Below are 24,568 nucleotides of genomic sequence, written 5' to 3'. Positions count from 1 at the left end.
ATATACACTATTTGGCCTACCACATGTCCCAAATGAAACAAATCCACCCCCGCAAGCCGTGCGGGGGTGTGTCAGCTGTGTGTCAGCTGAGGAATTTACTCGAACAGGGAAGAGACGGACTCTCCGGTGTGAATGCGCTGGATCGCCTCAGCGAACAGCGGTGCCACGGTCAGGACTTTGAGCTTCTTGCCCTGCTCCAGTTTCCATTCGGGCACTTCCACGGTGTTGGTGCTGCAGACCTCCACGGCATCCAGAGCAGCAATGCGTTCAACGGCAGGCCCCACGTAAACCCCGTGGGTCACGGCCACATACACATCGGTGGCTCCAGCGGCTTTGGCCACATGCACAGCTTCCACCAGAGAGCCTGCAGTGGAGATCTCATCATCAACCACGAAGACCTTGCGGTCTTTCACATCACCGATCAGGCCACGGGCCTGCACGTTGGTGTCGGACAGCCTGCGCTTGTCGATGAAAGCCAGGTTGGCATTCAGGCGGCGGGCCAGGGCAGAGGCCCGCTTGATGTCACCTGCGTCGGTGGCGAGCACCACGCCATCTTGCACGTTGTCGATGTGGGTGATCAGGTGGTTGGCAATGACCACTTCGGAAGACAGGTGATCCACGGGGACCTTGAAGAAACCGTGCACCTGTGGGCTGTGCAGGGTCATGGTCAGCACGCGGTCTGCGCCTGCCGTCTGAATCAGGTCGGCCACCAGACGGGCAGAAATGGAGATGCGGGGCTCGTCCTTCTTGTCGCTTCTGGCGTAAGAGTAGTAAGGAATCACGGCGGTGACCCGGTGCGCAGAAGCACTCTTGGCGGCATCAATCATCAAGAGCAGTTCCATCAGGTTGTCGCTGGTGGGGGTGCTGAGGGCCTGCACAATGAAGACATCCGCTTCACGCAGGGACTCCTGGTACCGCACGATGATGTTGTCGTTGTTGAATTTCTGGGTTTCGCTGTTGCCAAGCGTGATGCCCAGATTGTCACAGATTTCCTGGGCGAGTGCTCTATTGCTTTGACCTGAAAACACTTTCAGGGGACGTTGATTCAGAAACACCTTGAAAACCTCCGGGGTTGTGGGCTTCAGTTCACAAAAGACCGTCAAGTAGCATAAAGCATTTGGATGAAGGGTGCTAGTGCAGGTCTGCACGTTGTCTTTCAACTTTTTCATTCTGGTGGGGATCAGGCAAACCCGGCAGAACTGCCTTGCTGTCCTTCAAGAGGGAAACCTGGGCCCTGGATCAGAAGAAGCGAGCGATGCACCAGAACACAACGTTTCAAGGACTCTTGCTGTGCTGAAAAGGGCATGTGGTCACAATCCAGGCTTTATCATGGAACAGAGGAGGAAAACCATGAATTTACCTCGGATCACCCTGCTGCTGGGGTTCATGCTGGTGGCCCAGGCCAGTGCCCAGACCCGTGTGCAGCTCATTCTGGACGCCTCAGGCAGCATGTACAACAAGATGCCGGATGGCCAGACCCGCATTCAGGTGGCAAAAGACGTGCTCACTGGCTTTGTAGCCAGCCTGCCAGACGATCCCCAGCTCAACGTGGGATTGCGCCTTTATGGCGCAAAGACCATGGCTGTGGCACAGGGGGCCTGCCAGGACAGTGAACTGGTGCTGCCCATGCAGGGGCTGAACAGGGCAGCTTTGCAGGACACTGTTCGCAAAACGACGCCCAAAGGGGCCACCCCGATTGCGTATTCCCTGCTGAAAGCTGCAGAGGACTTTCCCAACGATGCCAGCAAGAAACTTGTCGTGCTGGTCACCGATGGGCAGGAATCTTGCAGGGGAGACCTCAAAGCTGCAATGGAACTGTTCAACAAGAGGGGCATCGAACTGAAGATCATCGGCATTGATCTGGATGACCGTGCCCAGCGCAGTTTCAATGGCATTGGCAGTTTCCAGAACACCACCAGTGCCAATCAGCTGGCCTCTGCACTGGGCACGGCTGTTCAGCAGGTTGCACCTCCTGTGCAGAAAACGGTTCCGGTGAATGTCCAGCTCACCATCGACGGAAAACCCTCCACAGGTGGAAACACCGTCACACTGCTGAATGTTCTGGATGGAAAACCACTGCCCATGACTGTCCAGAACAGTGAAGGTCAATTCCGGCTGGATGTTCCGGTGGGCACGTACACTGCTCAGGTGAACACTTCGACCGGAGTGAGGACATTCACCGGCCTGACAGTCAATGCCACCTCTGAAAACCGCTTTGCTTTTGAAGTGGGAGAGCTCAGAGCCCAGGTGGACCTCACCTTCAGCCCACAAACCCCCAGCATGGGCAGCACCGTGAAGTTGCAATTCAAAAACGTTCCTGAGGTCACCGGAGACACCCACATCTTTCTGGCAGAAAAAGACGATGCGGACAACAGTTATGTCAACTACACAGCTGTACAGGGCAAGGAAGGGGAGGCAGAAATGCGCATCCCTGAAATTGCCCGCCCCATGGAATTCCGTTTTGTGCTGACCCGCCCAGATGGTTCTGTGCAGGTGCTGGGACGCAGCGCTGCGTTCACGCCACAGGAAGTGGCCGCCACCGTGCAGGTGCCTGCAGAAATCACCGCAGGAGACCTGCTCAGGGTGCTCTGGACAGGTCCTGCCAACTCTGATGATTACATCACTGTGGTTCCAGAAGGCACCACAGATGGGGGTTATGGCGTTTACGGTTATGTTTCTGGAACCACCTCACCTCTGGAAATCCGAACCCATCCCGTGGCTGGAAACTTTGAAGTGCGTTACATGAGTGGAGAGGGACGGGTGCTTGCCCGTCAGGCCTTCAGAATGATCAAGGCCCAGTACAGCATCAGTGCTCCCCAGAAAGCCAATGTCGGGCAGGAGATCAAGGTGTCCTGGAAAGGCCCAGGGCAACCTGGAGATTACATCACGATTGTCGAGAAAGACGCACCTGAAGGGACTTACACCCATTACTTCTATGCAGACACACCAGAGGGCACAGGCACCCTGAATGCCCCTCAGAAAGCCGGAGCGTACCAGGTTCGTTATGCCACCGACAATGGTGGAACAGTCATGACCGCTGTGGACATCACCATTGAAGGACTTGACTACAGCCTGACTGCACCAGCAAGTGTGGTGGCAGGCAACACCGTGTCCATCCAGTGGAAAGGAGCGGATGCGCAGGGAGACTACCTGACCCTTGTCCCAAAAGACGCTGAAGATGGAGTGTATGCCGAATACGTGTACACCAGGGCAGGCAACCCTGTGGAGCTCAGGGCTCCCCAGACCCCTGGAGACTACGAAATCCGTTACCAGAGTGAAGGACTCGGCAATGCTGTGCTGGCCCGCACCCCCATCAAGGTGACAGGTGCCCAGTACAACTTCAGGTTTCCCAGGTCGGTCATGGCAGGCACGGCCCTCAATGTGGATTACGATGCTCCTGGAAATGCAGGAGAATTCCTGGTGGTGGTTCCAAAAGGCACACCGGATGGAGACTACCAGAGCTTCTACTACACCTCAGACGGGACCCGTGTGGTGATCAACACCCCATCCCTCCCGGGTGAGTATGAGGTGCGCTACATGTTCAACAGCCAGGTGCTGCACCGACAGCCTCTGACCCTGACCCAGCCAAAAGCCACCATTCAGGCACCTGCCTCGGGACCTTCAGGGGGCATCATGCAGATCAGTTGGACTGGCCCGGCCAACCCTGAAGACCGCATTGTGATTGCCCGCAAAGGCATGCCGATCACAGAATGGATCGATGAGCATGGACTCGGAGAAGACCGCACGTTTGACATCAACCTTCCAGAGGAACCTGGAGATTACGAACTGCGCTACCTGACCCAGGCAGGCACGGTACTGGTGACGGTGCCGTTTAAAGTTCAGTAAAGCATGGGCGAACAGAAACCGGAGGGGATTTCCCCTCCGGTTTCTGTTGATGCTGTTCTGGTGGTTTACTCGCCCCTGAAAGCTTTCCCGAGTTTCTCGAAAAACCCTTCCTTGTGGTCATCAGGGTGTTCTCCGACCACCTTGGCGTAGGCTTCCAGGTGGGTGCGGGCTTCCTTGCTGAGTTTTGCAGCACTTGGGATGTTGATTTTGAAGTGCACGCAGAGGTCGCCGTTGCCGCCCCCTTGCAGTCTGGGCATGCCCATCGAGCGCAGGCGGGTGTACTCCCCGTGCTGGGTGCCGGGTTTGACTTCGACTTCTTTGTCCCCGTCCAGGGTGGGCACCCTGATCTTGCCACCAAAAATGGCCTCGGTGATGCCAAGCTCTGCCACGTAATGCAGGTGCTCTTCTTCCCGCTTGAGGTGGGGGTGGGGCTTCATGGTCAGGTGGACGTACAGGTCCCCTGCGCCACCCGGTCCGTCGTTGCCCTGCCCCGTGACCCGCAGGCGGTAACCGCCATCGATGCCCTTGGGCAGTTTGACCTTGATTTTTTCGGTGTTGATGATGCGACCGCGACCTTTGCACTTCTTGCAGGGATCGGTGATCAGGACCCCCTCGCCACGGCAGGTCTGGCAGGGCTGCTCGGTGACGAAAGAACCCAGAATGGTGCGCTGCTGGTGCCGCACGTAGCCCGAGCCACTGCAGGTGGTGCAGGTCTTGGGGGTGCTGCCGGGTTCGCTGCGGGACCCTTCGCAGACATCGCAGGTGGTGAGGCGGTCCACATCCACTTCGATTTCTGCCCCGTCCCGGGCTTCTTCCAGGGTGATTTCTGCATCGACCTGCAGGTCCTCGCCTCTGGGTTTGACGTTCCCCCGGCGGCCTCCCTGGCCTCCGAAGAAGGCGTCTCCAAAGAACTGGGAGAACAGGTCTTCAACACTGAACCCCCCAGCGCCACCTCCAGGCATGCCTCCGGTCTGGGGTTCGCTGCCGAAGCGGTCATAATGGGCACGCTTTTCGGGGTCAGAGAGGGTGGCGTAGGCGTTGTTGATCTGGGCGAATTTTTCCTGTGCGCCTTCCTCCTTGTTCCGGTCCGGGTGGTACTTGAGGGCCAGAGCACGGTAGGCGCGCTTGATTTCTTCTTGTGAGGCGTCTTTCTCTACACCAAGGATTTGGTAGTAATCCATACCTGTACTTTACAATAACACACTCAAGCTTTATGAGGCGAAGCATGTGCACTTTTGGAGCAGGGTGGGTGCAAGATCACTGGGAGTGGGTGTCGCTGATGAAAGCTGTCAGCCATCAGCGGTCAGCACCAGAACACAGGGGTGCTTTCACTTCTGCCAGAGAAAACAGACGCTTGCACCTCCAGCACAGGCCAAACTTTTCTTTGGCCTGTGGCAGAAGCATCCAGTCATCCTTTGCTGACCGCTGATGGCTGACGGCTGACGGCAACAGCTTGCATTTGAGCATAAACTTCATTTTCCGGGTCCTGCACACCTTATAGTGAGGCCATGAATTTTCGCAGGGGCCTTGCCCTTCTTGTTTTTCTGGGGATTGCCATGTCCCACGCCACCCCTTATCAGGATGCCCAGACCGCCTACCGCAAACAGGAGTACCAGAAGGCGGTCAATTTGCTGACCCAGCAATTGAAACAGAACCCCTCAAACCAGGATGTGCGAATTCTGCTGGCGTTCTCCTATTACCAGCTTTCAAAATATGACCTGGCCCTCGATGCCCTCAAAGGGGTGGACCTGAAGGACCCGGATGCCGCTTATGCAAAAGCGCTGATTCTCGGCCGCACCGGGAAACCCGATGAGGCCAGGGTCCTGCTGCAAAATGCCCTGAAGGCCTACCCTGGCAGGCAGGATCTGGCGCAGGAATTGAAGAAGTATCCTGCCGTGATCTCGGAGAAGGACCTCCCCCCTTACAAAAGACCTGCACAGCTGAGGCTTCCCTACACCCTGAATGCAAAAGGCTTCCAGACTGCCTCTGGAAAGAGCATTGAGGTCAAAGGGGTGAATTTTGGGGTGGCCCTCCCGGGCAAGTTCCCATCAGAGTTTCCAGAGAAATCCTATTACCAGCAGTGGATCAAACTGGTTGGAGACATGAATGGCAACGTCATCCGCGCATACACCATTCTGCCCCCCAGTTTTTACGAGGCCCTGCTGGAATACAACACGGCCCACAAGGACCGTCCCATCTACCTGATTCACGGGGTCTGGACCGAGCTTCCCGAGAATGACGATTATCAGGGTGCATTTGAGGAGCAGTTCTACCGGGAAGCCACCCACGTGATCAATGTGCTGCATGGCCGGGCAGCGATTCAGCCTGTGCCGGGGCACGCTTCGGGCCTGTACACCAGTGATGTCAGCCCTTATTTGCTTGGGATCATCATTGGTCGGGAGTGGGAGCCTTTTTCGGTGATGGGTTTCAATGAACGGGCACCGAATTTCACCTCCTATCAGGGCACCTACCTGAAGGCTGAAAACGTGCTGCCCATGGAGGCCTGGCTGGCCCGCATCATGGACCGCATCATCAAGTACCAGGTGGACACATACAACCAGCAGACCCCCATTGCTTTCACCAACTGGCCCACCCTGGACCCCATGACCCACATCACCGAGACCACCCGGGATGAGGAAAATGCCATCCGCAGGAAACTTGGAGAGCAGTTTGAAAAACCTCTTGTCAATGAGTTCAACAATGATGAAGTGGGGCTCGATGCCCTGAAAATCGAGGCCACAACCGCGTTCAAGGCTGGACAGTTTGCCTCCTACCATGCCTACCCTTACTATCCTGACTTCATGAACCTTGATGCCGGATACAGTGCCCATCCGGTCTCCAACTACCAGGGGTACCTGGAAGAGCTAAAAAGACACTATGGGAACATGCCCATCCTGATTTCGGAGATTGGGGTCCCAAGCAGCCGCAGTGTGGCCCACTTCCAGAATCAGGGGTACACCCACGGAGGGCACAGCGAGGCAGAACAGGCCCGCATCGATGTGGAACTGTTCAAACAGATCAAGGACACCGGACTGGCCGGAGGCATCCTCTTTGCCCTGCTCGACGAGTGGTTCAAACGCAACTGGCTGTACATGGATTTCGAGCTGCCTGCAGACCACAACCCCCGCTGGCTGAACATCATGGACGCCGAACAGAACTATGGGGTGATCGCCGCTGAAGATGCCCGTGAAGTCCCCCTGTGCGCTGCACCTCCAAAAAACGCTGTGACGCTGGACAATCAGCTTGGCCTCAAAGCCCTGGCGACCTCCACCTACCTGCACTTCTGGCTTCCCACCACCACAGCCACCACCTTTCAGCTGGACACCCACCCGGATGGGGGCTACGAATATCAGGTGAACATCAACCCCACAGGCATCACCGAGGTGAAAGTCAATGCGGCCTATGCCCCTTTCATTGAAGTCCAGGATGGCAGCTACCGCACCCTGATCTTCAACCGCACAGCCCGTCCAAAACAGGGTGCAGAGTATGTCCCCATCGTTTCACAGCCGAACCGCCTGCGTTTTTCCAGGGATGAGAAACTGTACCCCAGAAAACTGGACTTCCCGGGCATCCTGAAACCCGGAGACGAAAGCAAAGGGCGCGATGCCACCAGGGATTACTGTGCCTCGGAGAAGTACACCCATGTGCGGCTGCCCTGGACCCTGATCAACGTCACCGATCCCAGCAGCCGTTTTGTGCTGGACCTCACCCGCGATGAAGGTTACCTGCAGGTCCCGGGCATCAGGATGAACTGGAAAGGCAAAGTCTACAACCTGACCTGGGACACCTGGGAGAACCCCCCCTTCAAACTCAGGGTGAAGCCAGTGTTTGATGCCCTGAAGAACTTCTGGGCAAAACCCTGAGGGTTGCGGAGTCTGGATTGTCCTTGATGATCTTATGGTAACACCCTGAAGTTCGCACATCAGGCCGCTGTATATTCAATAAAAGCCTGCAAAAAAGACGTGTTATATTGGTCCTCCACATCTGGAGGACCCTATGAATTTGCAGCGTTTCAAAGAAAGAAGCCGTCTGTTCTATCGTTCGTATCGTTTGATTTTTCAATCCATGCCCGCAGCTGCAGCGTTGCTGCTGCTCTTGATGGTGTTGCAGGGAAGCCTGCCTGCGGTGGTCACCTACCTGTCCAAAATCACCCTGGATGTGCTGCTGCACCTGTCCGACCAGAGCAGTGCCCAGATCATGCAGGTGATGGTCTTCTGGGGCGCGAGTGTGCTGCTGGGCCAGATTCTGGAGCCCTGGTCCAGCTACCTGATCGCCCACATGAATGAGCACACCACGGCGTTCATCAACCGCAAACTGGTGCAGAAAGCGAATGGTTTTCAGGGCCTTGAGCCTTTCGAAAATGCCCTGTTCTATCAGGACCTGGAAGTGCTGAACAAACTGTCAAGTCACAAGCCCCTCAACTTGCTGGTGGCCACCATCCACTGGGTGCGCCTGCTGACCACCATCCTTGGATTGCTCCTGCTGGTGGGAGCTCTGGTGTGGTGGATGCCCCTGCTGCTGGTTGCCTGCAGCCTGCCCGGAGTGTTCAAAAACAACGCCCTGAGGGCTTCGGGCTGGAAAGGCCTGCTGTCGGTCCGCAAAGAAGCCCTGGAGATCAACTATTTTCGCAGCCTGCTCACCCAGGAGAATTCCGCCAGAGAGATCCGCATCTATGGTCTGGGGCAGCATTTTGAGAACCGCCTGATGGGGGCTTTTGCCACCTTGCAGCAGGTGATGGGCAAAGAACGCCTGAAGCTGGCCCGTGATCCCATTTTCACCCTGCTCCTCAGTGCGGCGGCGGCCATTTTCAGCTTCGGGTACGTGCTGCAGATGGCGGTGCAGAAAAAAGTGTCCGCAGGCAGTCTGGTGATTGTGGTGCAGGCGCTCAGCCAGCTTCAGAACCTGCTGGATGACTTCACCCTTTATTGCAGCCTGCTCACCGAGCACATCCTGTACTTTGAGAAACTCTTTCACTTCATGGACCATGAGGAACCCCTCAGAGTGCCTGTGCAGCCTCAGCCTGTTCCAGAAGTGATGAAAGAAGGCATCCATTTTGACCGGGTGGGTTTCAGTTACCCCGATGGCAGGACTGTGCTGAAGGACGTGACCTTCTCCATCCGTCCCGGTGAAACCATCGCCCTGGTGGGGGAGAACGGGGCAGGAAAGAGCACCCTGATCAAGCTGCTCTGCCGTTTTCATGATCCGACTTCAGGAAGCATCACTGTGGATGGGACGGACCTGAAACAGCTGGACCTCCAGGCATGGCGTGGACGGATGGGGGCAGTCTTCCAGGATTTCGTGAAGTACCACCTTACCGTGCAGGAGAACATCATGCTCGGGGATCTGGGGTGCACCGATGAGGAGATGGCCCGCAAAGCGGCTGAGAACAGTGGCCTGAAAACAGAAATCCTTCCCAGTGGCATGCACACCCTGCTTGGCAAGTCCTTCGGAGGAACCGAACTTTCCGGAGGGCAGTGGCAGAAACTGGCCATTGCCAGGGCATTTTTCCGCAATCCTGACCTGCTCATTCTGGATGAACCCACAGCGGCCATTGACCCCAGAGCTGAACACGACCTCTATGAACAGTTTGCCCGTCTGGCCGACGGAAAAACGGTTGTTCTGGTCACCCACCGTCTGGCCTCCGTGCAGATGGCGGACCGCATTCTGGTGCTCAAGGAAGGCCAGCTGATCGAACAGGGCACCCACGAGGAACTGCTTGCCCTTGGAGGAGAGTATGCCACCATGTTCCGCCTGCAGGCCAGGGCTTACCAGTTCGCCTCGGAGATGGAGGAGGCCATCGGGGCCTGATCCCTCCTGTGCAGGCTAGAGCATGCCCTGCTCCTGCATCCAGGTTTTTGCAGCCTGCATCTCCTCCTCGAAACTGCTGACTTTTTCCTCTTCGCGCAGGTTTTTCAGGTGCTCCAGCAATTGACCGAGCTGGGAACCGGGTTTCATGCCGAGTTCCAGCAGCTCCCTGCCGGTCACCTGCCGGGGAGGGGTGAGGCGCAGCACCTCATACTCCCTGGCCTGTTCTGGATTCAGCAGGCACCAGTACAGGAATTCCCAGTCGTTCATGCGGCCAAAATTCCCAGGTTGAATCAGATCTGCAACCTCACGGGTGCGTTTGGGAATCTGCCATTTCCGGGCCACCTGCTTGCGTTCGGACTCAGGAAAGGAATGCAGCCACAGGGCCATCAGGGTTTCTGTGGGCACATGCTCCCCACGTCTGCGCTCCTCGTCGGCGCGCTTCAGGGCTGTGAGGTCTCCAAACCCGTACAGCTCCTCTGCTCCCCACCCTTTGAGGGTTTCAAACACCGCTCCCGGGGTGCGTTCCTGAAAGACCAGCATCAATTCACTTTTGAGCCTCTTGATGGCAGATGCAGCATGGGGGAGGGCGTCTGGAATGGTGCTGAGGGTGCGTTCCTCCAGCCGGAACCCCAGACGCACGGCAAGTCTGGCCCCCCGGACTATGCGGCTGGGGTCCTCCATGAAACTCAGGGGATGCAGCACCCGCAGGAGGCCTGCACCGAGGTCCGAAAGCCCATCGTGCAGGTCCAGCAGACGCACCTCTGGTGTGAGTTGCAGGGCAAGGGCATTGATGGTGAAATCCCTCCTGGCCAGGTCCTGTTCCAGCGTTCCCTTCATGACGGTGGGAGACGCGCCTGGAAAGGTGTAGTACTCGTCCCTCGCCTGAATCAGGTCCAGATGGTTGCCGTTGGGAAGGGACAGCGTGGCGTTCCCGTATTGTGGGTAGCACTTGAAGTTGAGGCCACTGTGCTCTGCCACCTCGATGACATCTGCACCACTGACCACCACATCCAGATCGGTGGGGTGCTTGCCCAGCAGGGCGTCCCTCACGGCCCCTCCCACCAGCATGATCTTGGCCGCTCCAGGGGCATTTTCCCGCACCGTCTCGATGATCTCCCAGTCCTGCATCTGCAACTGGCTCAGCACCTTCTCGGTCAGGTCAGGTTTGGGAGGGGCTTCACCCAGCAGGTCGGAGCGGGTGAGGATGCCCAGCAGGTGCCCAGCTTTCACCACAGGCAGACGGCCCACCGAGTGCTTGCGGATCAGTTCTGTGGCATGGCCCAGAGGTGCGTCGGGTTCGATGGAAATCACCCGTTTGGACATCACACTGCGCACCGGAGCATTCTGCAATCCATGCCGCATGGCCCGGTCCAGGTCCCGTCTGGACACCATCCCCACCAGTTTCCCTTCATGCAGCACCGGAGCTCCGTTGTGCCCGATGCGCACGAGTTCCACAATGGCATCGCTGACCTTCAGGTGGTCGGAGAGGGTTCGCACATCGCGGGTCATGCGGTCACACACCAGCACAGGTTTTTCCTGCCATGCGGTGCAGGCCAGCACCTTCTGCAGGGCCTCTTCTGGAGACATCTCCACGCGGGCACTTGCAGCCTGCTTGTGCCCCCCGCCCCCAATCTCCTGCAGAATCCGGGACACGTTGGGGCCGCGCTGTCTGGCCCTGGCCACCACATCCGTGCGGTCTCCATCCTGCAGGAACAGAAACACTGCATCTGCTCCGGTCAGGCTGATCAGGCGCATGGCAAGGCCTGCCCCGGGAATGCGTTCCTGGGGACGCAAAACTTTCAGAATCACCCTGAAAGCCCCGATGTCCTGCCAGCCGGGATCTTTGAGGAGTTCGGCCAGGATGCCCAGGGCCCCGGGGTCAAAGAACTGCCGGGTGATTTCCCGCACCACCCGCAGGTCTGCAAACTGCGAGAGGTACGCCGCCGCCTGGAAGTCCTCTCTGGTGGTGTTCCCATTCTGAAAGAAATCTGTGTCGGCCTCCAGGCCAGCCAGGGCAAGGGTGGCCTCCGGATTGGTCAGTTCGATGCCTTCCTGCTGGATTCTGCGGGTGAGCAGCGTGGCACAGGACCCCACCAGCTGGTAATGCCCTGGAGGCACATCCCCTTCAGTGGGATGGTGGTCATAGACCAGCACAGGCACCTTGCGGGCCACCTCTGCAAACTCCCCGAGGCGGCCCAGGTGGTGGGTGTCCACCACGATCAGCGATTCGATCTCCTCATCTGGCAGGTCCTCGGGGGTCAGGATGCCCAGGCTGTCCTTGAAGAGGATGAAAGCGGTTCTTTCACTGCCGTCCAGGCCCCCATGCAGCACCGGGATGGCATCCGGGTGAAGTTTGCGGGCCAGGGCAAGGCTGGCAATGGCATCCAGATCGGCGTTGTCGTGGGCAAGAATCAGACGCATTGCCCTGAGCATATCCGGTCTCAGGGCAATCTGTCAGGGGGATGGCTTCCAGTGGGATCAGGGGGTGCTGAGCTGGATGGCGATGGCTTTCAGAACCACGCCGGTTTTCGATTTGAAGGTGGTCATGCCTGACGTGAGGTTCACGGTGTACAGGCTGTCTCCATTGACCAGCAGCGCGGTGTCTGTACCCAGCTGCCCTCCGGTGGTGGTGATGTCGAAGCCCACATTGCTCCCCAGGGTGATGCCCAGAGGCCCAACAGGTCGCAGGGTCGAGAAGTTCCCTGCAGGTGTGCTGCCAGGAGCAGATTCATGGCGAACAAGCTGGTTGTTGCTGCGATCCACACTGAAAAGACGGGTGGCAGGTTCGCCCCCTTCAATGGCAACCGGAGGGGTGCCTCCATTCTGGTAGCTGTTGTCATAGGCCGCTCCCGCGAGGTCAGGGTTGGCATCTGGCATTTCTGCATACTTCAGGAGGCCGTCAGCGGTGGGGGTGAAGGTGGTGGTGGTCTGATTGACACGGAAATTCTGGTCGTTCATGGCAAACACCCGGGTGCGGTCCACAGCTGGATTGAAATCCATGCTGGTGGGCATCAGGGTCACGCCATCTGCAGGGGCACTCACCAGGGTGGCTGCGCCAGAGGTGGCATCAATGCGGTATAGGCTGCCTGCTGAGGTGATGCCATAGAGTTTGCCGTCCATTGGACGCACATCCAGGTCCACCAGGGAGGCGCCGCCTGGCAGCCCACTGATGGCCCGGGTGGTCACGCTGGCACTGGCATTGTCGCTTCCAAAAGTGGCCAGTCTTCCATCGGTCGTCAGCCCGTAAACCACCATTCCCTGTGGGGCAACGGGCATCTGGGGGGTCATGGTGCAGGCACCCAGCAAGAGCGTGAAAGGGATGAGCATTGCAGATCTGTTCATGTGTCCTCCTGATCGAATGTGACTCGGAAGCTGATCTGCACTGGAGGCTCACCTGGATGCACAACAAAAAGCACAGATGATTGAAAGAGGGTTTTTCAATCATCTGTGCCTGCAGATTCCTCAATCCGAAGGAATCCAGTAGGTGACCCCATCAATCACCACCTGGTCCTTCTTGTTGCTGGGAAAGAAAAACAGTTTGCGCACGGTTTTGCCACTGCGGGTCTTGAGCACCAGCGTGTACCCATCGAGGGTGTAGGTTCCGGCAAGATCTGGGTTTCCAGTCTGGTTTTCCGAACCTCCTCCTGCAAAGCCATTGGGTGTGCCTGCAGCAAAAGAGCTTGAACTGCCTGAACTGTCGGTGTAGGTGGTGCTTGATCCGCTGTAACCGGGCATTCCGGAGGCGTACAGGCTGGATGTGGAGCTGATCGCATAGCCCCCTTTGCGGTCAAAGTGAAAGTACTCCTTGTAGACCGATCCACCCGTGACCATGTTGCTGTTGTTGGCCAGAAACAGGAAACTGCCCTGGATTTTTTCTCCCGGTTTGGCGGGGATCACCTTTGTGCCCTCAAGTTTGCGCCATTCACCATCATCCAGGTACACAATGTCCTCGCCCTGGCGTTTCCATTTGAACCAGTTTTTCGGTTCATTCTTGCGGCTGGCTTTCACATCAAGATCAGCAGGGGTGACGACCAGATTGCCGTACATCCAGCCGTCTTTGAGCAGCAAGTTGTACTCCTCAACGTAGTCATAAAGCATGCTGTAGGAATTGTATTGAGAGCGGTAATGCAGATAGATGCCTTCGATGTCTTTGAACTGCAGCCCTTTGCCGGGGGCGGTATACCACTTGAAGCGTCTGGCTTCGGCTTCCTGGGCTTCTTTCTCGGCTTTTTTCTTTGCTTCCTCTTCGGGAGATGGCTGCTGGGTTTTTCCGGCATACGCGCAGGTGATGGGGGTCAGGGACACATTCGAATAAATGGAGGGTTTGTTGTTTATGTCCCGGTAGTACACTGTCACCTTGTCCGGGTCGTAATTGGAGTTGTACAGGTTCAGGAGCACACTGATGTCAATCTGGCCTGTTCTGGGATTGTACCCCACCTTGCCGTTTTTGTCCCCGATGCGCCATTCGCCGTTGTCATACAGGCTCAGGGAGAACTTTCCAGGCTCAATTGTGGTGAAGTGTTGGGTGCAAGTGTAAAGTCCACCCTGAATTTTGCCTCCCACCTTCGCCCCTGCTGGCAGATCTGCACTGGCAAGGGCGCTGGACTGGACCTGATAGAGGGCCACCACACTTCCCAGGATGTCTCCAGCCACCGGAGCATACTTGCTGGTCAATTCCTGATCCTGGCTGGTCATCACCAGGGCCACCTGCCCCCGGCCCGCTCCAGCTTCAAAGGCACTGTAAAACAGCACCAGGGTGTTGCCCTGGGACTGAACCGCCACAGAGGCTGTCAAAAATTGCCCCTGGGCTTCGATCCCACCCTGTTGCAGCACTTTCCCATGTTCTGGGCCATTCTGCGCCAGGAACTGTTTGAAGTACGTTTGCAGGTCTTTTTCCTGCAGATCCACATCCCGGAACACCACAAGCTTGAAGACCTGACCGGATTTCAGGCCTGATGGGCGCAAAACCCACTGGTTGCCTTCCTGGGTGGCCTGCCATCCATCTGGGACTTTGATGCTTCCTGCGGCGAGGGCTGCAGACCACAGCACAACACCGAAGCAGAGGATTCTTGAGACGAGCGTGGGGGGGTGAATATTGAACATGTCACTCCTGATCCTTGCTGGGAGGAAAATAGGTCGCGTTTTCGATGAAGATCTCATCTTTCTTGCTGCTGGTGAAGAAAAACAATTTGCGCTGGACCTCGCCGTTTTTCAGGCGCAGCTCCAGGGTGTACCCCTTCAGGGTGTAGGTGCCGTACCGCTCCGGATCACGCCCAGCGTGATCTGTGCTGTAAGAAATCCCTGCGCTGGTGCTGACCGCCCCACTTGCTCCGTCACGCGTTTGCTGGGAATGCCCCATCACCTGTGCACCAGAATTCATCGAAGCAAATTCAGAAGCCGAAGAGACCTCAAATGCTCCATTGGGGCTGAACAGGTAATGTTCCTCGTAAATGCTGCCCCCGTAATACACATTGGAGTTGTTCTCCAAGTACTCAAAATCCCCACCCAGTTTCTCTCCTGTCTTTGCCGGAAGCACCTTGCGAAACTTCAGCTCCTCCCACTTCTGGTTTTTGCCATTCAGCATCAGGAGTTTCTGTCCACTGGACTTCCACTTTGTCCACTGCTCTGGCTCGTTCTTGCGCGAAGCTTTGACATCAAGGTCTTCAGGGGGAACCCGCAACCCAAGGTAGGCGGTTCCGTCTTTGAGCAACAAGGCCAGTTGCTCTTTGTACTCATAAAACAGGGTCAGGGCGTTGAATTTCGGCACGTAAGCCAGATAAACCCCCTGAATGTCACCTGCCTGAACCCCTTTTCCTGGTTTTGTGATCCACTTGAAAGGGGCATCCTGTGCTTCTTCAGACGTGGAGGGGGTGCTCTGGGAGGGTGCGGATGGAGCAGGCTGATCTGCCAGATCCTCAATCAGACCAGAGAGGAGGTCGGCGGTGTCACTGTTGTAATGTCCTCCCACAGCCTGATCTTTCGCAGTCTGCACCAGCATGGCCTGGCCCAGACCGTTGTTGGCCTGGAAGGCAAAATACAGCAGATAAAGTTGCTTTTTCTGGCTCTGGACTTCAAGGGTGCCGATCTGAATGCCGTTCTGCTCGCGGATGCCCTCATTCTGGGTGATCTTGCCCCGTTTTGCGGCGTCTTTTGCAATCACTGCTTTCAGCCAGGCATCCAGGGCCTGTCCTTTCAGGGGTGTGACTGGAAACACCGTCACCTGATAGGTGGCTCCTGCTTTGAGGTTTCTGGGCTGCAAGACCCAGGTGTTCCCTTGAGCCTGCCGTGTCCAGCCATCAGGGGTGCTGGGGGGTGCGGCCTGTGCCACGAGGCCGATGAGGAACAGGCCCACCGTCCAGGTTTTCAGTGTTTGGTGAAAGACCATCAGACCTTTGCCTCCAGCCTCAGTCGTAGCGGTTCGAGGGGTAGAAAGATGAATCCTCGATCCAGAAGTCTTCTTTTTTCTTGTCGAAGAAGAAGAACAGTTTGCGGACCACTTTGCCATCCCCCTGTTTGAGTTGCAGGGTGTACCCACTGAGCGTGTACGTCCCTGCCTTCTCAGGGTTGGGGTTTTTGTCGGATTTCTGCACGCTGGTCACCACAGCAGGACCATTGCCATTGGTGTTCCCTCCGGCATACCCTGTGCTGCCCGAATTTCCCTCTTTGTCGCTGTAAGAAGCTGAACTGAGGGATTCCCCATTGTTGGCTTGCAGGTTTCCGGTGGAATACAGGCTGGAACTGCTGCGTTCAAAATTTCCTTTTGCATCGAAGGTGTAGTACTCGGTGAAGGTGCTTCCCCCCAGAACAAAATTGTAGGAACTGTCGATGTGCTTGAATTCCCCTTTGATCTTCTCTCCTTTGCTGGCAGGCAACACGGGATCTGCCGGGAAAGCTTTCCAGCTGTTTTTCTCCAGCAGCATCAGAGATTTGCCCTTGCCTTTCCATTTGGTCCACAGGTTGGGTTCGTATTTTCTGGAGGCTTTGATGTCCAGGTCTTCGGGAGGGACCCTCAGGCCCAGATAGGCTGTGCCGTCTTTCAAAAGCAAGGCCAGGTAAGGGGTGGGAAGGGTCAGCATGGTTGCCGCGTCATACTCTTTCTTGTAGTGCACCACCAGGGCCTCGATCTGGTTCATCTGCACGCCCTTGCCCGGGGCTGTCACGTACTTGAAGCGGTCTTTTTCTTCCTGCTGCTGCTTTTTCTGTGCTGCCTCGGCTTTGGGGGAAGGCAAGGTGTTCTTTCCGGCATACAGGCAGGTGGTCTTCCAGACCCCCAGACCATAGTCGTTTTCGGCGTAGATCACGGGCTTGTTGTTTTTGTCCCGGTAGAACACCGAGAAATCCTCTTCCTCATACTTTGAGTTGTAGAGGTCATAGGAGACGTCAATGTTGATGCGCCCGGATTTTCCATCAAAAGTAAAATCTCCAGTGTCATCCTTGCCCACCCGATACTCTCCACTTTCATAGAGGTTGAGGGTGTATTTGCGCTTTTCACCATCGGACAGGAGTTTGCTGCACTGGTAGGCACCATAAGTCAGTTTTCCACCCAGTTTTGCGCCAGAAGGAAGACCAGAGACTTCTCCCCCTGCAGTGTTTTCAGGAGAATTCTGAGGCGCATTCTGAGCTGTACTTGATGATCCCTGCTGCTTCATGGCATGGGCAATCAGGTCTGACATGGCGCTCCCATATGTTTCCGTCAGTGCTGCATCTGGACTGGAGGCCATCAGGAGGATCTGCCCCTGGTTTTTTCCAGCAGGGACAGCCCCAAAAACCAGCACCACGGGCTGGTTCTGGATCATCACGCCCAGTGAGCCCACCAGAAACCCTTCCTGCTGCTGGTATTTCACGGGCTCAATGATCTTGCCCATGGCGGCACTGGCCTGCTGGATGAAACTCTTTGCCCACACCTCCAGCGATTTGCCCTGCAGGGAAGTGGCTGGAGGCACCTGCATGAAGAACACCTGGCCCTGTTTGAGACCGGGAGGGACCAGGGTCCACACTTCATTTTTCTGGGAGGCAGACCAGCCCTGTGGAACCTGGGGTTTTGGGGCGGCGAGTGCGGAGCCCACCAGCAGGGTGCAGGTGAGCAGGGTGTGCAGCAGAGGTCTGTGCATGGGCTTCACTCCTTTCGGGTTGAATGAAAGAGGCTGTCTTCGATCCACACTTCTTCTTTTTTGCTGTCAAAAAAGAAGAAGAGTTTGCGGATCACCTTGCCATTGCTGGTCTTCATTTGCAGGGTGTAACCACTGAGGGTGTAGGTCCCTGCTTTCTCGGGGTTTCCCTGATTGCTGTTGTTCTGGGAGGTCACCACCACTGCAGGTCCATTGCCGAAACTGTCTCCTCCGCCTGCTGTGCCAACAGTGGATCGGGTGCCTTCTTTGTCGGAAGTGGTGCTGGCCGAACTGCTGAAACCATTGCTGGCGGCCATTCCTCCTGTGCTGGACAGGGAATGGTCACTGACTTCAAAGCGGTTCTTGCTGTCAAAGCTGTAATAGGTGGTGAAAGTGGTGCCTCCAAGCCCGAAAGAGTAGGAACTCGCCATGTGTTTGAAGTTGCCAGAGATCTTCTCACCTTTTGTGGCAGGCACGACTTTCAGGCTCCCAATGTCATTCCATTTCTGTCCTTCCTGCATCAGGTAGGTCTTGCCGTTCTTTTTCCATTTCGTCCATTTGTCGGGTTCAAATTTTCTGGAGGCCTTGATGTCGAGGTCCTCAGGCGGAACCCTCAGGCCCGTGTAAGCCGTACCATCTTTCAGCAGAAGAGCGAGTTCGGGCATCTGCATGACCATGCCGTTCAGGCCATTGACCTGCAGTTCGTAATGCAGCACCAGACCTTCCATCTGGTTCATCTGCACCCCTTTGCCTGGAGCGGTCACGTATTTGAAGCGCCGCTCTTCTTCGCGCTTTTTCTGATCGGCGGCTTCCTGGGCACTCGGGGAGAGGTCCTTGACCTTGCCTGCAAAGAGGCACAGTGTCGGATCACCATCATCTTCGGCATAAATCAGGGGTTTGTTGTTTTTGTCCCGGTAGAACAGTGAAAATGTGTCGTTGTTGTAACTGGAGTTGTAAAGGTCGGCGGTCACGCTGATGTCGATTTCACCGGTTTTGGGGTTGTACTGCCACTTTCCGGTGCTGTCGTTGGTCAGGCGGTATTCGCCATTGTCGTACAGGCTCACATCGAACTGGATGACCTGGTTCTGGTATCCGGGGGTCTGGCAGGTGTATTTGCCTGTTTCCAGCTTGCCCCCCTTTTTTGCCCCTGCAGGCAAAGCAAACTTGCCAGTGCCTGAACTTTGTGAGGCACTGGGGTGGTACTCCTGGTAGGCCCGCGCCACCATGCTGGAAAACCTGGGACCGTAAGTTTCACTGAGCGTTTTGTTCAGGCTGGATTCCAGAAGAAACATCTGCCCGTGGCCTTCCTGTGCATCAATGGCGGCATAGAGCAGCACCCTTTGTTCCCCTGCGGTTTCGATGCCCAGGGCTCCGACGAGCATGTTGCCCTCTTCCTGCAAGTTGTTCAGTGGGGAGATGATTTTTCCGCGCTTGGTGCTGTCCTTCTGAATGAAGGCCTTCATCCAGCTTTCCAGCGTCTGGTTTTTCAGGGCGGTGACAGGGAAAGCGGTCATCCTGAAGGTGAGGCCCTGTGGAAGCTGTTTCGGGGTGAGCGTCCAGGTGTCTCCCTGCCTGCTCACATTCCAGTCAGAAGTGTCCTCCTGCTGGGCCAGAGCAGGGGTAAGGAGCAGCAGAGCAACGGTAAATGCAGTCTTGAAAGGCTGAAAAGAAACAGTCAAAACAACCTCCTGTGGGAGCAATTGTTCTGACCGTATCACGGGGTTTTGCAGATTGTGGTATCAGATTTGTAAGGAAAATGAAAAGATTTTCAGTGGCAGGCTCATTTTGCTGATTCAATGCTTCTTAAGATCCCTAAAGCCTGTTGTTGACAGGGAAGAAATCCGGGCAGGGCCTTCAGGTTTCTCATCGCTCAGGGATTGCCCTGGGTTCCCATTCGGAATGTCACAGGTGCACGCCAAAAGCGATCAAAGCCACCCGAAGGTCTTCAAAAAAAGCATTCAGACCGTCTCTGACCTCGACTTCGCTGAAATGGCCCTCCAGAACCCGGTAATCCTGATCGTGCTGATGGGCCATCAGCCGCCACCCTCGCTCCTGCGGTGCGTAAAGCAGACCCACCACAAAAGGCAGGCGGTGATGCTCATCGGTCATCAGGAAGTGCTTTTGATAGAAAAAATCACTGATCAGCCAGTTGCGCAGGTCGTACACGCATTCCAGATTCAGGCGCTCCACCGACACCAGCAGCCGGTCCCCCTGGTGAAAGTGCAGGCTCAGGGTCACTGGATACCTGGAGGTTCCTGGAATGTAAAAGGGCCTCTGGGTGATGTTGAACTCAATCCTGAGCATGCAAACCTCTTTTGTGCAGGTCGTGAGAGGAGAAGTTCTGCCAACGGACAGAGGCCCGGTCTTCTGTTGAATTGGGTTGGAAAGGGTTCAGGGAATGCATTTGATTCGCCTCAGATCGCGGTCCAGAGCGTCAAGGAATTTTTCGAAAGCATGGGCAACTGCCCTGTCATCAAGTGATAGAGCCAACATGTGGTAGTGTTCGTTTTCGTCAGGAACCAGGAGCTTCCATATGGAACCTTGCAAATGAACCATAACGAGGAGCAGAGGAGGATGATGGTCGTCTGCCACCATCGCACAGGGTTTCTGGAAAGCAAAATCATTGATGTACCACTGCCTCAGTTGCAGGGCAGTGTGCAAGTACAGTCGGTCCCATGAGATGATCACCTGGTCGTTTTCCAGAATTTTGAGGTCAATGTCCATAAAAGAGGCTTCTTCATGGTCCTCGTAAAGCATGTATTCAATCCTGAGCATGTTCGCGCCAGATGTTGATCAGGCCCTTGATGGTCACATCGTCGTCGTACACGTCAATGTTGCGGCACAGGCCCATCAAGGTGCGTGCGAAACCTCCAGTGGCGATCACCACGGGTTTTTCGGGCATCTCCTCGGAGAGCCTGCGGATCATGCCGTCCACCATCTCGACATAGCCATAGACCAGACCGGATTGAATGGCCTCCGGGGTCGTGCGTCCAATGGCAGAGGGCGGTGCGATCAGGGGCACCCGGGGGAGTTTCGCCGTCTTGTTGAAAAGGGCATCTGCGGCTGTGGATGGGCCAGGGGCAATCACCCCACCCATGAAGCGCCTGGGGGCCTGGATGACATCGAACGTGCTGGCCGTCCCAAAATCCACGATGATGGCGTACTTGCCCTCCTTGACATGCTCCCAGACCCCAAACATGTTCACCAGACGGTCTGCACCCACGGTGGTGGGGTCTTTCAGGTCGATCTGCACATTCAGGTTGTGGTGCCCCACCTCGTACACCGGAATGCCCCAGTACGCCTGCAGGGCCAGCATGATGTTCTGTCCCACAGGGGGGGCAACGCTCGAAATGATGGCACTGTGGGGCTCGGGGGTTTTCGCCAGATCCAGCAGGCTGCGGATCATCAGGGCATAATTGTCAGGCAGGGCATCCCGGTCGGTGCGGATTCTGAAACTGCGGATGGGGGTTCCATCGGATTGCAGCAGACCCAGCACGGTGCTGGTGTTCCCCACATCAATGGCGAGCAAGGGAATGTTCACGGGGGTCATTTTACAGCAGGGGGAGGGCACAGGTGATCCAGGGTTGATGTTGCTGAAAGCCGTCAGCCGTCAGCTTTCAGCGGTCAGCCTTGAGCGCTTTGCCTTTCTGAAATGAAGTCTCAGATGCGAGGTTCACTTCATTCAACCCTTTTGCTGGTCTAGAGCAAGAGCACCCTGTGAGTCTTTGCAAATGGCTGAGAGCTGAACGCTGAATGCTTTTTTCCACCCGTAAAGCCTGAATTTGCTCTTCAATTCAGATTTCGGTACCTGCTGGCCTGCATGCCCCATTGCATCAATTTGCCCAGACCTTCGGACAGCAGAGACAGTTCCTCTGGTGTGATGGGATGCTTCCCGAGCAGCAGGGCATCCAGAAAGATCATCTTCAGGGTTTCTTCCACAACGGCAATGTCCTGAAGTTGCAACAGCTGCTGCACCACCGGACTGTCGAAATTCAGGTAGAGCCGGGCCATCGGGGTCTGGTCCTGTTCAATCAATTGCTCGATGACATCGGTCCACAGGGCGCTCTGGTGGGTCTGGGTTTTCTGAAAATGTCTGTGGTGTTTGTAGACTTCACTTGCCACCAGCAGGGCAGGAACGGTTTCTGGTCTGAAGCGGCGGAAATCCACCTGCACCTGAAAATGTTCAAGCACCTGCTGGGCCATTTCCTGGAAAGGTTCCAGACTGGGGTGTTCGATTTTTTCCAGGTGACTGGCGTAACCCACGGCGTCCATCAGTTCCACACTGGAATCCGGGTATAGCCTGGCGTAGGCCGTCAGGAGTTCCGCATCCCGGGAATACGAGGCCTGAATGATGAATTGTCCCTGTGATGCAGCAATGCGGTGGATCTGGGCGTACTGGTCTGCATGGGGAATGAAGCGCACATACCCGGTGTGCCGCAGGTATTCTTCCAGCGTCAGGTTCCCCTGGGTGGTCTCGAAAACAAAATGATGCACCAGAAGCCGGAACAGGTCTTCGTTCTCCAGGGCAAGGGTTTTCAGTCCGGTGTCATGAAGTTGCAGCAACTCCTGAAAACGCTCAGGTTCCTGCTGGCTCAGGTGATGCAGGTAAGTCCAGATCTGCTTTTCGATGCTCTGGGGCTCGATGGCGTCACACAGCACGATGTGGGTGAAGAAACTGTACTCGGGCAGCAGGGCAGGGGCGTGCAACACCCGTGACCCGGGATACATGCTGTAAGGCAGCAGGTACACCACGCCCGTGGCTTCATTCATGGCGTTTTTCAATTCGAAGTGGTCAAAGGGCAACATCCCAAGCAGATGTTCCCCGTAGAGCATCAGGGCATCTTTGCGGTGCTGGGTGCTGAGGTATTCACGAAAAAGCAAGGTTGACAGTTCATGCTGCCCTTGAGAAGGGTCCATGCCCACAGCGTACAGGAATTCCAGGCAGGATGGAGACAAAAAAGAAGCACCTCACTTGCGAGGTGCGTTCCTGGCAGTTGCGCGGGTCAGGCAACGCTTCTGGGGGTCTGGCGAGGACCACTGGTGCAGGTGAGCATGAACCAGCCACTCTGCTGGTGCTCGCTGACCATGGCGGTGATGTATCCGTGCTCGCACTGGACTTCGACAAAGGGATCATGGCTGGAACCGAAGAAAGCATCTTTGAGCGTGACCACATCGCTGGTGGGCAGTTCGCTTTCCCGGATGAAAATCACCTGACGTGGGGGTGTGAGGGCACCAACATTTACGGCTTTTTTCAGGACCTTCATCGCATCCTCCTTCAGATCAGAAGTGGAGTTGGGTTGTGGGGGAAGTAGCAGCCTTCTAAAACTGTAGTTTCATTGTAGCCCAAAAAATCAAAAAAAGATGAATAAATTTTCATGTACCCGGTACAGCCCGATTCTGGATTTTGTGCACCTGCAGGGCATTTGTCCTGCCAAAAAACAATCTTTTGTTTGCTCAAGATTCAGGAGGGTTTCAGCTAAAAATACAAAAGCCTTACTTTCTGGACTGGACACGAGACCAGTTTCCTCGGGTTGATGGTTTCATTTTACGGGATCAAAGATTGACGTAAGCGCTTACGAAAACAGCAACAGAAAAAGCCCGGAGAAGAGAGATCCCCGGGCGAGGCCAGAACATGCTGTGCTTTCACAGCTTTTGCTCGCAGACCATCAGGCCTTTCATTTTTCAGCCCAGAATGGCAAAAAACTGGCGTTGGGTTGCTGCCCGGTCCATCCACTGTTCGATCAGTTGCCGGAAGCGGTCTGTGCCATTTCGTGTGTCGTACTGCTGTGCCAATTCCTGTGCCTCTTTCAGCAGCAAGGCAGAGAGGGCAGTGGGGTCATATTCTCCTGACAGGGAATACCCCTGAAAGAAACCTGGAAAGATGAGGTGCAGAGAGGACCGTTTTTCAGCAAGCACCTGAAACAGCGCGGCTCCGGCCAGCACAAAATCAAAACGGTCCAGGGGGTCACGGGTGGTGTAACCCAGCTGAAAATGGTCCATCCACAACCTGAGGGCGGCATCCAGGTTTTCCGTCAGCACCAGAAACTGCACATGTTCTGCAATGGTGGGAATGAAGTTGCGGTCTCCTCGGGCTTTGGTGACCCCCTCCAGGTGGTACTGTCTGGCCTCATCCAGACGGCCCAGTTTGAAGAGGGGATAGAGCAGGCTGCCATAGGTCACGGTCGGCACGTTGTGGCATTTGCGGTCACTCCTGAGGATCTCCTCACCCAGACGAACGCTGCTCAGGTAATCCTCGCGGGCCTCGTAGTATCCCATCACCTTGTTCTTTTCACAGACCTCACAGTCACTCAGGTCATCGCGGGGAATTCTGCGCCACGCCAGAAACGCCTGCTCTGCGGCCTTCAGGTCCCCAATGTGCAGGGCAAGCCTGAGGGACTGGTACGCATGGTAATGGGAGCCTGAACCCAGCTGGCGGGTGCGCCTTTCGAAATCCTCCTGCAACTGATAGGCCCGTTGCAAAGAGAAATTCGGGTAGGAAAAGATGGAATGCAAAATCCACTTGTACGCCCACATCAGGTACATTTCACGGTGCTTGAAGAGTTCCCGGTTCTTGTCAAAAGTGCCAATCAACCACGCGAAATGCACCAGAGCTTTGTTGGGATGCCCTGAAAAGGTCGCTGCGTGCACCAGTTCGGTGCGGGTGCGAAACCCTGCCTCGATGTCCCGCTGGGTGTCTGCCAGCCGCACCGCACGCTCCCAGAAAGGCAGGCTTTCTTCTTCGCTGCCCTGGGCTTCTGCAAGTTGAATCAATTCTTCCATGGTTTCCATGTTCACTCCATTTGTTC

Annotated in this window: 17 protein-coding genes; 3 read left to right on the top strand and 14 right to left on the bottom strand. The window is 56.0% G+C overall.

The annotated features are described in order from the left end of the window. Positions 1–95: 95 nt before the first annotated feature. Complete coding sequence (locus DC3_RS02880; protein ID WP_246130519.1) at positions 96–1,055, bottom strand: ribose-phosphate diphosphokinase; 960 nt, start codon at positions 1,053–1,055, stop codon at positions 96–98. A 295-nt stretch (positions 1,056–1,350) separates the two neighbouring features. Here DC3_RS02880 and DC3_RS02875 point away from each other — a divergent pair, with 295 nt between their 5' ends. Continuing rightward, entirely contained in the window at positions 1,351–3,846 is a 2,496-nt protein-coding gene (locus tag DC3_RS02875; RefSeq protein WP_186815787.1) for a VWA domain-containing protein, read from the top strand. A gap of 65 nt (positions 3,847–3,911) precedes the next feature. Here DC3_RS02875 and dnaJ read toward each other — a convergent pair whose 3' ends face one another. After that, positions 3,912–5,027 carry a molecular chaperone DnaJ gene (dnaJ, locus tag DC3_RS02870; RefSeq protein ID WP_146882141.1) on the bottom strand — a complete coding sequence of 372 codons (1,116 nt, stop codon included), beginning with the start codon at positions 5,025–5,027 and terminating at the stop codon, positions 3,912–3,914. Positions 5,028–5,354: 327 nt separating this feature from the next. Between dnaJ and DC3_RS02865 the strand changes: the two genes are divergently transcribed. Together DC3_RS02865 and DC3_RS02860 are read left to right on the top strand one after the other, a co-directional pair. Further along, positions 5,355–7,709: a tetratricopeptide repeat protein gene (locus DC3_RS02865; protein WP_146882139.1), complete on the top strand. Its 2,355-nt coding sequence runs from the start codon at positions 5,355–5,357 to the stop codon at positions 7,707–7,709. Between the two features lie 133 nt (positions 7,710–7,842). Next, positions 7,843–9,654, top strand: coding sequence for an ABC transporter ATP-binding protein (locus tag DC3_RS02860; RefSeq protein ID WP_146882138.1), 1,812 nt, complete (start codon positions 7,843–7,845; stop codon positions 9,652–9,654). A 15-nt stretch (positions 9,655–9,669) separates the two neighbouring features. On the opposite strand, the gene DC3_RS02855 is transcribed toward DC3_RS02860, so the two are convergent. The 12 genes from DC3_RS02855 to DC3_RS02800 all read right to left on the bottom strand — a co-directional run bounded on the left by DC3_RS02855 (position 9,670) and on the right by DC3_RS02800 (position 24,551). After that, a complete protein-coding gene (locus DC3_RS02855; RefSeq protein WP_186815786.1) occupies positions 9,670–12,075 on the bottom strand; it encodes a CBS domain-containing protein in 2,406 nt (801 codons plus the stop codon). Positions 12,076–12,132: 57 nt separating this feature from the next. Next, a complete protein-coding gene (locus DC3_RS02850; RefSeq protein ID WP_146882133.1) occupies positions 12,133–12,996 on the bottom strand; it encodes a DUF4394 domain-containing protein in 864 nt (287 codons plus the stop codon). A 120-nt stretch (positions 12,997–13,116) separates the two neighbouring features. Beyond that, positions 13,117–14,757, bottom strand: coding sequence for a hypothetical protein (locus DC3_RS02845; RefSeq protein ID WP_146882132.1), 1,641 nt, complete (start codon positions 14,755–14,757; stop codon positions 13,117–13,119). 1 nt (position 14,758) lies between these two features. Continuing rightward, positions 14,759–16,039 (bottom strand): hypothetical protein, encoded by a 1,281-nt coding sequence (locus DC3_RS02840; RefSeq protein ID WP_146882131.1) that lies wholly within the window; start codon positions 16,037–16,039, stop codon positions 14,759–14,761. Between the two features lie 19 nt (positions 16,040–16,058). Beyond that, a complete protein-coding gene (locus DC3_RS02835) occupies positions 16,059–17,765 on the bottom strand; it encodes a hypothetical protein (protein WP_146882129.1) in 1,707 nt (568 codons plus the stop codon). Positions 17,766–17,770: 5 nt separating this feature from the next. Then, a complete protein-coding gene (locus DC3_RS02830) occupies positions 17,771–19,441 on the bottom strand; it encodes a hypothetical protein (protein ID WP_146882128.1) in 1,671 nt (556 codons plus the stop codon). A gap of 223 nt (positions 19,442–19,664) precedes the next feature. Continuing rightward, entirely contained in the window at positions 19,665–20,066 is a 402-nt protein-coding gene (locus DC3_RS02825) for a hypothetical protein (RefSeq protein WP_146882126.1), read from the bottom strand. Positions 20,067–20,153: 87 nt separating this feature from the next. Next, the gene (locus tag DC3_RS02820; protein WP_146882124.1) at positions 20,154–20,537 is read right to left on the bottom strand and encodes a hypothetical protein; all 384 of its coding nucleotides are present in this window, start codon (positions 20,535–20,537) and stop codon (positions 20,154–20,156) included. Further along, positions 20,524–21,312, bottom strand: coding sequence for a type III pantothenate kinase (locus tag DC3_RS02815; protein ID WP_146882122.1), 789 nt, complete (start codon positions 21,310–21,312; stop codon positions 20,524–20,526). The genes DC3_RS02820 and DC3_RS02815 overlap by 14 nt, the downstream gene beginning before the upstream one ends. A 239-nt stretch (positions 21,313–21,551) precedes the next feature. Next, positions 21,552–22,679 carry an HSP90 family protein gene (locus DC3_RS02810; RefSeq protein ID WP_146882120.1) on the bottom strand — a complete coding sequence of 376 codons (1,128 nt, stop codon included), beginning with the start codon at positions 22,677–22,679 and terminating at the stop codon, positions 21,552–21,554. 86 nt (positions 22,680–22,765) lie between these two features. Next, positions 22,766–23,026 (bottom strand): hypothetical protein, encoded by a 261-nt coding sequence (locus tag DC3_RS02805; RefSeq protein ID WP_146882119.1) that lies wholly within the window; start codon positions 23,024–23,026, stop codon positions 22,766–22,768. A 418-nt stretch (positions 23,027–23,444) separates the two neighbouring features. Beyond that, the gene (locus DC3_RS02800) at positions 23,445–24,551 is read right to left on the bottom strand and encodes a hypothetical protein (protein ID WP_146882117.1); all 1,107 of its coding nucleotides are present in this window, start codon (positions 24,549–24,551) and stop codon (positions 23,445–23,447) included. Positions 24,552–24,568 lie beyond the last annotated feature (17 nt).

It is taken from the genome of Deinococcus cellulosilyticus NBRC 106333 = KACC 11606, from assembly GCF_007990775.1.
Classification (GTDB): domain Bacteria; phylum Deinococcota; class Deinococci; order Deinococcales; family Deinococcaceae; genus Deinococcus_C; species Deinococcus_C cellulosilyticus.
This window is presented reverse-complemented; position numbering and strand designations above follow the sequence as displayed.

Excerpts from the sequence above, each read along its gene's own strand:
- DC3_RS02875 (WP_186815787.1), top strand. The coding sequence starts at position 1,351 with ATGAATTTACCTCGGATCACCCTGCTGCTGGGGTTCATGCTGGTGGCC.
- dnaJ (WP_146882141.1), bottom strand. The coding sequence starts at position 5,027 with ATGGATTACTACCAAATCCTTGGTGTAGAGAAAGACGCCTCACAAGAA.
- DC3_RS02865 (WP_146882139.1), top strand. The coding sequence starts at position 5,355 with ATGAATTTTCGCAGGGGCCTTGCCCTTCTTGTTTTTCTGGGGATTGCC.
- DC3_RS02860 (WP_146882138.1), top strand. The coding sequence starts at position 7,843 with ATGAATTTGCAGCGTTTCAAAGAAAGAAGCCGTCTGTTCTATCGTTCG.
- DC3_RS02855 (WP_186815786.1), bottom strand. The coding sequence starts at position 12,075 with ATGCGTCTGATTCTTGCCCACGACAACGCCGATCTGGATGCCATTGCC.
- DC3_RS02850 (WP_146882133.1), bottom strand. The coding sequence starts at position 12,996 with ATGAACAGATCTGCAATGCTCATCCCTTTCACGCTCTTGCTGGGTGCC.
- DC3_RS02845 (WP_146882132.1), bottom strand. The coding sequence starts at position 14,757 with ATGTTCAATATTCACCCCCCCACGCTCGTCTCAAGAATCCTCTGCTTC.
- DC3_RS02840 (WP_146882131.1), bottom strand. The coding sequence starts at position 16,039 with ATGGTCTTTCACCAAACACTGAAAACCTGGACGGTGGGCCTGTTCCTC.
- DC3_RS02835 (WP_146882129.1), bottom strand. The coding sequence starts at position 17,765 with ATGCACAGACCTCTGCTGCACACCCTGCTCACCTGCACCCTGCTGGTG.
- DC3_RS02825 (WP_146882126.1), bottom strand. The coding sequence starts at position 20,066 with ATGCTCAGGATTGAGTTCAACATCACCCAGAGGCCCTTTTACATTCCA.
- DC3_RS02820 (WP_146882124.1), bottom strand. The coding sequence starts at position 20,537 with ATGCTCAGGATTGAATACATGCTTTACGAGGACCATGAAGAAGCCTCT.
- DC3_RS02815 (WP_146882122.1), bottom strand. The coding sequence starts at position 21,312 with ATGACCCCCGTGAACATTCCCTTGCTCGCCATTGATGTGGGGAACACC.
- DC3_RS02810 (WP_146882120.1), bottom strand. The coding sequence starts at position 22,679 with ATGGACCCTTCTCAAGGGCAGCATGAACTGTCAACCTTGCTTTTTCGT.
- DC3_RS02805 (WP_146882119.1), bottom strand. The coding sequence starts at position 23,026 with ATGAAGGTCCTGAAAAAAGCCGTAAATGTTGGTGCCCTCACACCCCCA.
- DC3_RS02800 (WP_146882117.1), bottom strand. The coding sequence starts at position 24,551 with ATGGAAACCATGGAAGAATTGATTCAACTTGCAGAAGCCCAGGGCAGC.